Raw genomic sequence first — 7,827 nt, 5'->3', positions numbered from 1 at the left:
AAATACGCACACTCTTAGCGAGGGGTTATAGCTCAGTTGGTAGAGCACTTGCATGGCATGCAAGGGGTCAACGGTTCGACTCCGTTTAGCTCCACCATGCTATTTATTTGTAGCATGGATTAGTATCAACAGATGCTACATCATCAATACTCGCTAAAGTACGATATCAGCACCTAGGCAATGCTTATTCATAATAAGCCATCTGATATTGTGAAGTACCGTTGTAACTCTCGGTTATAACACTCTATGCGTCCCCATCGTCTAGAGGCCTAGGACACCGCCCTTTCACGGCGGTAACGGGGGTTCGAATCCCCCTGGGGACGCCACTATTCGGCGTCACTTATTAGCACTGTTGCTTAGCATCAGGTTAGACTAATAAGCGAGCAACTAAAGCCCAGTCATCCTATGATGATTAGGCTTTTTTATGTGTGCAGGTCAGTACTGATTCAGCAGTTGGCCCACGCCTCTTCCTTTATTTATCAATCAAAGGTCGTCTTGACGATTTGGTAAAGCTCTTTACAGACAAATTCAACGATAAATACGTGCCCACTAATATCACCGCTGAGCCAATAATAGCCGCTGTATCCAACGCTTCTCCTAAGAGGATATAACCAAAAATTATCGCAAATATCGGAATCACGAGCGTGATACTCGTCGCACGCATTGGGCCGATACTCTTGATCAACTCATTGATAAAGATAAAAGCAATAGCCGTCGAAAATACCCCGATACATACCACAGACACCCATGCTTTGAGGCTGATACTTTGGCCATAAGGGAACTCATACACTCCAATGGGCAACATCACCATACTAGCGATCAGCATCGCGCCTACAGTAATGGCGACAGGTGACGTGTCTTGTAGATAGTTCCGAGTGACATTCGCACCCACCGCGTAGCCAACGCAGCCAAGCAGCGCATAGCCCATCGGCAGTAATCCCGACCCTAATCCTGATAACGATGCACCACCAAACAGGCTCTCACTCATCAGTATGACAACACCTGTGATACCTATAAACAACCCCAAGATTTGCTTCTTGGAGAGTTTTTCATCAAAAAAAGTACTCGCGATAAAGCCGCTCATCATAGGCACAGCAGCATTCAATACCGCCAGTACTCCAGCATTTACGGACTGTGCTGCATAAGAAAATAAGACAAAAGGGATCGCAGTCGATACCAAGCCAACGATCGAGAGCAGTTTCCAATGCATCCGCATGACCCTTAGATGACTGGGGTTAATTGCTATAAACACCAACATCGTCAACCCAGCAAATATCACTCGCAAGCTAGCAAATGACATCGAGCCAAACTCTGGCACGCCTACCCTATAAAAGATAAAGGATAGCGACCACATAAAGGATAAGCTAATAAAAATAATCAGGTCGCGTCTACTCATGTCTTACTCGATGTTAATTTTGTATAGTGCTTCACGGCGCATCATCTTTCAGCAAAGGTTAGTAAGATGTCACCATCCTTGGCCGATTTAGAGAGTCATCTATTGGCTTCTGGGCATGCCCTTGTGGAACACGTGCAGGTGTATATTGATATTACAATTCGTACAATCAATACGAGGAAACACGTCGATGATAACTGTTTAAACACTCAAGAAGTGTGCTTTTTTGGTTATTGGCAATCAGTGCTTTCATCATAACCTATCCTTTATCTATAATAGTTTAATCCCGTTGTACATCATCTATAGTCAAAGAAATCTAAAATGGAAACAAGGCAGCCAACCGCAGATTGTACAAGTAGTACATCTAGGGAGGATAACGCCGTAGCAGTTTAGTATTTCTCTGACTATACTACAAAAACTGACGATTCAAATAGAGAGTACAAGCCATGTTTGGTATCTATAACTATTGGGGGTTTATCGCCGCTGCTATTTTGTTAAACCTAACGCCGGGTACTGATAGTATGTACATCATCACCCGCAGTGTCTCGCAGGGACAGATAGCAGGGTTTTATTCTGTATTAGGGATTATCTCAGGTATTCTGATTCACACCTTATTGGCAGCATTTGGCTTGTCTGTGTTACTCGACAGCTCACCAGTGGCATTTATGCTCGTGAAATATATCGGGGCAAGTTATCTGTGCTATTTGGGCATCAAAATGTTGATGAGCAAAGGGACAACGATAACCCCCGAAGATGGAAATGGGGCAGGCAATAAAAAGCACAGCGGCTTGCCAGCTTTAGACTATAAGCAAATATATAAACAAGGGGTTTTGACCAATACTTTTAACCCAAAAGTCGCCTTGTTTTTCTTGGCGTTCTTTCCGCAATTTATTGATCCAGACTATACTTACAGCATGTTGTCGTTCATCGTTTTAGGATTGACCCTAGCTGTGACCGGCTTTACGTGGCTCTTATGCCTGACATTGCTGGCATCGAAATTCAGTGAAAATCTGAGAAAAAACCCGTCTATCGAAGCCATTTTGAATAAAATCAGCGGTGTGGTATTTATTGGCTTAGGGGTTAAGTTGTTGACCGAGAAGGGGTGAAAATCAAAGGAAATGTTAGATCTGATGGATCAAAATCTTTATTAATCGTAAGACCAATGACTCAGAAGTAGTTGATCTTAATCATTAAACTAAGATTATAAATATACTATATAACGACCAACAAAAAAGCCCAATCCCCTACCTTTGAGGAGATTGGGCTTTTTGTCATATTAAGTCTAACTTACTTTTATGCAGCATCTTTACTTTCAGCTGCTAACTGACGTAATACATAGTGCAATACACCGCCGTGACGCACATATTCACGCTCTTTTGGCGTCTGCAAACCAACATTGACCTCAAAAGTCTCAGTTGAACCGTCAGCGCGTGTAGCAGTGACATTGGCGGTCTTACTCTCACCATTATCAAGACCAGTGATGCTCATGACTTCTGAGCCATCTAGCTTGTATGTTTCTGCGTTTTCACCGTCTTTAAACGTCAATGGCAATACACCCATACCAACTAAGTTAGAACGGTGAATACGCTCAAATGAGCTGGTCAACACCGCTTTTACACCCAGTAGAATAGTACCTTTGGCTGCCCAGTCACGACTAGAGCCAGAGCCGTATTCTGCACCACCCAATACGACGAGAGGGCGGTTGTCTTCTTTATATTTCATAGCCGCATCATAAACAGCCATTTCTTCGCCATCTTGCAAGGTTGCACTATCCCCTTTGAAGTAGTAGGTATAACCACCTTCTTTGCCACCCATCATGGTGTTTTTGATACGGATGTTGGCAAAAGTACCACGGGTCATGATCGCATCGTTACCACGACGTGAACCGTAACTGTTAAAGTCAGCTTCCATTACGCCGCGCTCTTGCAAATACTTGCCTGCTGGTGAATCTGGGTCGATATTACCTGCTGGCGAGATGTGATCGGTAGTGATTGAATCACCGAACAACCCTAGGATGCGTGCGCCTTCGATATCAGGGATACCTTCTGGCTCCATCGTCATTCCTTCGAAAAACGGTGGGTTTTTGATATAGGTTGAGCCTTCATCCCATAGATAGAGCTGGCTGTCGGCTGAGCTAATCGCGTTCCACGCTGCACTACCATCAAACACTTCACCGTAGTTTTTGCGGAACATGTCTGCGTCGATGTTGTTGGCAATCAACTCGTTGATTTCATCCGACGTTGGCCAGATGTCTTTTAGATAGACATCATTTCCCTTTTGGTCTTGACCTATTGGGTTTGTGGTCAAATCAATATCGACCGTGCCGGCTAATGCATAGGCGACCACAAGCGGTGGTGACGCAAGGTAACTTGCCTTGACGTGTGAGTGAATACGACCTTCGAAGTTACGGTTACCTGACAGTACGGCAGCAGCGACCAGATCGCTCTCTTCGATGCCTTGTTCTATCGCGTCAGGCAATGGTCCTGAGTTACCAATACAAGTCGTACAACCGTAACCAACTAAGTAAAAGCCTGTTTTTTCTAGCTCATCCATCAGGTTGGTTTTTTCGAGATAATCCGTCACAACTTTTGAACCTGGCGCTAATGACGTTTTGACCCAAGGTTTGGCTTTCAGACCTTTGGCAGCAGCTTTCTTAGCCACTAGTCCAGCACCAAGCATGACCGCTGGATTTGAAGTGTTAGTACAAGATGTAATCGCCGCAATGACTACAGAGCCATCTCTTAGGTTATGACTCTTATCATTGATATTGACTTCAGAAAAGACATTGGGTTTGACATAGAGATCATCGGCTTGTTCTTGCTCACCACCTTCTTGATCGAAACGTATTTTTTCCTTGGTGTCTGATTTGCGACCTTTGGTCATTTGTTCTACGGTTTCACCAAATTTCTCATGCATATCAGATAGATTGATACGCTGCTGTGGCAAATTAGGACCTGCGAGCGCTGGCTGTACTGAAGACAAGTCAAGCTCTAGTTTGCTTGAGTAAGTCGCTGATGGAGTATCAGCATCGTGCCACATGCCCTGCGCCTTAGCGTATTTCTCGACCAGTTCAATTTGTGCTTCATCACGACCTGATAGACGTAGGTAATCAATCGCCATTTGGTCAATTGGGAAGATACCACAAGTAGCACCATACTCTGGCGCCATGTTGGCAATCGTGGCACGATCCGCCAGTGGCATGCTATGCAAGCCTTCGCCATAAAACTCAACGAACTTGCCAACCACACCATGAGCACGTAGCATCTCAACCACGCGCAATACTAAATCTGTAGCAGTAACACCTTCAGTGAGCTTGCCAGTCAGTTCAAAACCAACGACTTGCGGAATCAGCATCGAAGAAGGCTGACCAAGCATCGCCGCTTCCGCTTCGATACCACCAACACCCCAACCAAGCACACCAATACCATTGATCATGGTGGTATGACTATCAGTTCCGAAAACCGTATCAGGATAAGCAGTCAACTCACCGTCGACGTCTGCAGCCATCACCACGCGTGCCAAGTACTCTAAGTTAACTTGGTGAACGATACCAGTAGCTGGTGGCACGACAACGAAGTTTTCAAACGCATTACGACCCCAATGCAGGAACTCGTAACGTTCGTTATTACGTTTAAATTCGATTTTTTCGTTCAGATCCAGCGCATCCTCGCGGCCATACGCATCGACCTGTACTGAATGGTCAACGACCAGCTCACTGGGAATAAACGGGTTGATCTGCTCAGCTTTACCGCCCAGATCGACCACTGCATCACGCATGGCTGCCAAATCGACAACGGACGGCACACCGGTAAAATCCTGCAGGACGACACGAGCTGGCATGAAAGCAATCTCTTTTGAGGCTTCAGCGGCCGCATCCCAATTAGCGACTGCTTCAATGTGGTTTTTTCCAACAGATTGTCCGTCATCTTCGTTGCGCAGTAGGTTTTCTAACACCACTTTCATACAAAACGGTAGGCTGTTGATGTTGTCGTGAGTCTCAGCCAGCTTTGGTAGGCTGTAATAGGCATGTTCCTTGCCATCGACTGTTAGGGTATCTTTTACATTAAAAATATCACTCATGGTAGCTTCCTTATCTACTAGGTAGAATTATTATGAATTTATTGTTATCACTGGTGGCTAAATGGGCTAATAAGTTAAAAAATAATTTATATCGTTGAGGTCTATTGACAGTTTAGGTCGTTAAAATCAGTTATAAAAAAATACGTTGCGTTTTTGTCTCTATATCTCTATCTCTATACTTTTGACTTCTTATCTTTTTATTTCAGTTTCTGTTAATGACTCCCTTCACCATAACAAAGATCTATTGCTTTGTTAATGACTAAACGTAGTCAAATCGTGGGACAATCGTAAACGAAAGCACAGATTAAATAATAAATAAAACAACAGCTTATCAACTAACTGACAGCATTTTTAGTATTTTATCTTTTTGGCTTTTTTCGGCGACCACTTCGAAACACATAAGTATCCTCATAAAAGTGAGAATCATGGTTTTCTTCCCAAAAATATGGCACGCCTAAAATAGGCAACGGTGCAAGCTGACGCGGCGTGACACCCTGCTGTGATAATAATGTGTCCATATAATTAGCCACTCTGTCATCTAAGTGCTGCATACGCTGAGACAAAGATAAAGCAAAGAAATCTGCCGTGACATTGATCACGATGCTATGCGCGCACAATGGCTTTCGCGGATGTATCAACTGCTCGAGCAAGGCATGACCGAAAATATAAACGGCTGCTTCGGCGTGAGGGTTTGGTTGCTTTGGATCATCCCACTGCTTGCGAGTATTAACCAAGCTCGCCTGCCAATCAAAATCAATCAAGGCATCACCGATACTAGCATCGGCAGTGACCAAGACAGCGCCATTCTCATCAAATACGGTGATGGTATCGCGGACACGACCACGACTCTCGCTAACGCCTTGCTCTGCGATTTCGAGCATATGGTAGTGATTCAGTAGCGCTTTGGTTTTGGGAAAAGTCAGCCAAATACTGCCATTGAATAAATCATGCAGATTATCGCGTGTTGGAATATTACCGCTCTCACCGATAAAGCACTCATAGGACTCGCCTTCGGGCAAGGCTGCTTGCGAGACGAATCTTAGCGTTTGGGCTTGGTGATGATGCGTTGGCTCGGTCGTGGGTGGCGGTATCGCCAAATCTGAAACGCGCTGCTGTAGTGCCGTGTTTAAAACCGCTGCAACCACGTCAGGCGAATGATTTAGAGGTGCTATTGAAGACAGGCCAATCTCTTGTTCGCTGGGTTGAACGATGGATTTGCTTATGATGGTTCTGCTTAAATAATCTAACTGGCACAAATGACGAAGCCATGGAGCTTGCCAATCAATCTCAGCAAAGCAGCCATCAAGGGTTTCATTGATATTTCTATTCACACTTCCATTGATATTTCCAGCGAGACTGCTATCAGAGTCAGATGGACTATCATGCCTGATATCAGAGCGTGGGTTACTGAATGGTTGGTGGTCTGTCATATCAACTACCTCTGTTATCTGTCATATCAACTACCTCTGTTAGATGGAGGGCGGTACTGGCAGTACTAAGGCTACACTAAGGGCTGACTATGGTATCATGGTGCGCTTTTTTTCTGCTAGACGATCAGCCCAAAACGCAGGTTCCACGCGCTCTTATTGATGAGTTTTTATGGCAAATTTTAATACCCACCTAAATGTTGCATTTATCGCCAGTGGTACGCTTGGCTTAACGATTTATAAAGCAGGTCTGATTGGTGAATCTGGGTTTCTGATGTGTGTGGCACTGGGTACCATCGGTGGCTTGCTACCGGATTTGGATTCTGACAACTCGACACCGATTAAAATTGGCTTTCATGTCATCTCATTGGCGTTTGCTTTTACGCTGGTGATCCACTGGAGTCACGAGCTAAACTTGTTTGCTCTGTTTGCACTATGGCTAGCTGGCTACGGCTTTATACGCTATGTGGTGTTTTATGTCTTCACCACAATGACTGTGCATCGCGGCGTGATTCACTCTGTGCCTTATATGGCAATCATGGGGCTTGGGCTGACTTGTCTTAGTTATTATGGATTACAACTTCCGCTGACGACCAGCTGGTTTTACGGGTTGTTTTTGTTCAGTGGGGCGATGGTGCATTTGACACTTGATGAGCTTTATAGCGTGGACTTGACCGGCATGAGAGTAAAGCGTTCATCTGGTACGGCGATGAAATTTTATCAACATAAAAACAAATGGTGGTACCTACTCTTATATGTCACTCTTGGATTACTGCTGTACTTTGCGCCACCATTTGAGGCATTCTGGCAGACACTACTCGATCCAATCTCTTGGTCGCAGCTAAAAGTCGGTATAGCCAATCCTTTATAAGTAGGACTTACGCAACAATCAGTCTAGGCGAGCGTAACTGCTCGCAGAGATAGTCA

5 protein-coding genes and 2 tRNA genes are annotated in these 7,827 nt (G+C 44.7%); 4 read left to right on the top strand and 3 right to left on the bottom strand.

What is annotated here, in order from left to right:
* Positions 1–21: 21 nt before the first annotated feature.
* Positions 22–97, top strand: a tRNA-Ala gene (locus L0J61_RS07440).
* A 153-nt stretch (positions 98–250) separates the two neighbouring features.
* Positions 251–326, top strand: a tRNA-Glu gene (locus tag L0J61_RS07435).
* Positions 327–472: 146 nt separating this feature from the next.
* Here L0J61_RS07435 and L0J61_RS07430 read toward each other — a convergent pair.
* The gene (locus L0J61_RS07430; RefSeq protein ID WP_301465738.1) at positions 473–1,396 is read right to left on the bottom strand and encodes a DMT family transporter; all 924 of its coding nucleotides are present in this window, start codon (positions 1,394–1,396) and stop codon (positions 473–475) included.
* 443 nt (positions 1,397–1,839) lie between these two features.
* On the opposite strand from L0J61_RS07430, the gene L0J61_RS07425 reads away from it, so the two are divergent.
* On the top strand, positions 1,840–2,499 hold the full coding sequence (locus tag L0J61_RS07425; RefSeq protein WP_301465737.1) for a LysE family translocator: 660 nt from the start codon (positions 1,840–1,842) through the stop codon (positions 2,497–2,499).
* A gap of 187 nt (positions 2,500–2,686) precedes the next feature.
* Here the strand turns inward: L0J61_RS07425 and acnA are convergent, their stop codons facing one another.
* Positions 2,687–5,473: an aconitate hydratase AcnA gene (gene acnA, locus L0J61_RS07420; protein WP_301465735.1), complete on the bottom strand. Its 2,787-nt coding sequence runs from the start codon at positions 5,471–5,473 to the stop codon at positions 2,687–2,689.
* 359 nt (positions 5,474–5,832) lie between these two features.
* A complete protein-coding gene (locus L0J61_RS07415; RefSeq protein WP_301465734.1) occupies positions 5,833–6,903 on the bottom strand; it encodes a DUF3025 domain-containing protein in 1,071 nt (356 codons plus the stop codon).
* A 169-nt stretch (positions 6,904–7,072) separates the two neighbouring features.
* Between L0J61_RS07415 and L0J61_RS07410 the strand changes: the two genes are divergently transcribed.
* Positions 7,073–7,771: a metal-dependent hydrolase gene (locus L0J61_RS07410; RefSeq protein WP_301465732.1), complete on the top strand. Its 699-nt coding sequence runs from the start codon at positions 7,073–7,075 to the stop codon at positions 7,769–7,771.
* Positions 7,772–7,827: the final 56 nt, after the last annotated feature.

Origin of the sequence: Psychrobacter sp., assembly GCF_030457785.1 — a bacterium.
GTDB lineage: Bacteria > Pseudomonadota > Gammaproteobacteria > Pseudomonadales > Moraxellaceae > Psychrobacter.
Note: the sequence above shows the minus strand (reverse complement) of the source record. Positions and strands in the feature narration are given on the sequence as shown.